Source organism: Sphingomonas jeddahensis (assembly GCF_001981525.1).
Taxonomy (GTDB): Bacteria; Pseudomonadota; Alphaproteobacteria; order Sphingomonadales; family Sphingomonadaceae; genus Sphingomonas; species Sphingomonas jeddahensis.
In genome coordinates, this window is sequence record NZ_MPSB01000027.1 from 1 (window position 1) to 1,250 (window position 1,250).

Consider the following 1,250-nt stretch of genomic DNA (forward strand, 5'->3'; position numbering starts at 1 on the left):
GTGTGCGCGCTGACACCGCCGCCAGCGGCCCCTCCAGCGCCGCACGCATTTCGCCCACATCACGCGCAAAGGCGGCGGTGTCAGCGCGCACACCGACCACCATCTGCTCCAGATCGTCATCCATCGGGAAAGTCCCTCTTCAGCCGCGCGATGACAGCCGCATCGGGCGGCATCACGTCATCGCCGGTGACCGCTCGCACCAGCGCGCCCAGCTCCGCCGGGGTCGCGCGCCAAAAGGCGTCGGGCGACCAGCCGAACGCCGCCCCCGCCATGCCGGCCAGCCGACCGGCACCTTCGGCAAAGCTCACCGCCCCGCCATGATCTGCCCGAGCAGCAGCCGAAGCGCCGGCATCGCCGCGGTCAGCCCCTGCGCCGCCACCGCCTCGCCCAGCCCCTCGCGCGTCAGCCCCGCCGGCCGATCGCACAGGCAATGCCAGAACAAGGCGACCATCTCGCCCAGCGCCAGCCGCCCCTCCGCGGCGCGCTCCACCAGCGCGAACAGCGGCCCCAGCTCCCCCTCCGCCGCCACCAGCGCGGCAAAGCTAGGCCGCAGCACCAGCATCTCGCCCGCCACGCGCAAGCTCGCCTCACCCCGAACGGGGTTCGCCACCGCGCTCATGCCGCCACCACCGCGCCGGAGCTTTCCAGGCTCACCGTGTAGCTACGCTCGCCGTTGAAATCCCCGACATAGTCCAGCCGCGTGACCAGGAACCGCCCCGTCAGCATCTCGCCACTCTCGAAGCTCAGCCGGTAATCGTCGATTGTCCCCGCGAGCGCATGGGTCTTCACCCGCGTCTCCGCCGCCGATCCGGTGAACACCCCCGCCGCCGACACGCTGACGCTGCGCACCCCCGCGCCCGACAGCAGCTCACGCCACCCGCCCGATCCCTTGTGCGTCACGACCACCGCCTCGCCGTTGATGCTCAGCTGCGTAGTGCGCATCCCCGCCACCGTCGCAAAGCCCGGTGGCGACGCCCCGTCACCCACCTTCAGCAGAAACGCCGATCCCTTCTCCACCGCCATCGTCACCCCTCCCGATAGAGTTTCACCGCAAACTCGCGCGTCGCGGTCCAGCGATCCCCGCCGCCGGACTTCACCGTCCGCCCGCCCACCAACCGCAGCGCCACCACACGCCACCCCTCGCCAACGTCACCCGAAACAGCCGCCACGGCCGCCTCCACCGATGCCGACAGCACGCGCAACCGCACCGGCCGCTCGCCCGCATCGTGCAGCACCACCCGCACCCGCCC

General features: G+C 71.8%; 3 protein-coding genes and 1 pseudogene. All 4 read right to left on the reverse strand.

Annotated elements, in window-relative coordinates:
* Positions 1-116: 116 nt before the first annotated feature.
* On the reverse strand, positions 117-308 hold the full coding sequence (locus SPHI_RS14620; protein WP_233130947.1) for a phage tail assembly chaperone: 192 nt from the start codon (positions 306-308) through the stop codon (positions 117-119).
* Positions 305-619: a gene transfer agent family protein gene (locus tag SPHI_RS14625; protein WP_076745694.1), complete on the reverse strand. Its 315-nt coding sequence runs from the start codon at positions 617-619 to the stop codon at positions 305-307. Before SPHI_RS14625 ends, SPHI_RS14620 begins: the two co-directional genes overlap by 4 nt.
* Complete coding sequence (locus SPHI_RS14630) at positions 616-1,023, reverse strand: phage tail tube protein (RefSeq protein ID WP_076745695.1); 408 nt, start codon at positions 1,021-1,023, stop codon at positions 616-618. Before SPHI_RS14630 ends, SPHI_RS14625 begins: the two co-directional genes overlap by 4 nt.
* Before the next feature lie 2 nt (positions 1,024-1,025).
* A pseudogene (locus tag SPHI_RS15060) lies at positions 1,026-1,250 on the reverse strand (tail completion protein gp17); the annotation flags it as partial.

Coding starts and splice junctions, on each gene's coding strand:
- SPHI_RS14630 (WP_076745695.1), bottom strand. CDS start 1,023: ATGGCGGTGGAGAAGGGATCGGCGTTTCTGCTGAAGGTGGGTGACGGG.
- SPHI_RS14625 (WP_076745694.1), bottom strand. CDS start 619: ATGAGCGCGGTGGCGAACCCCGTTCGGGGTGAGGCGAGCTTGCGCGTG.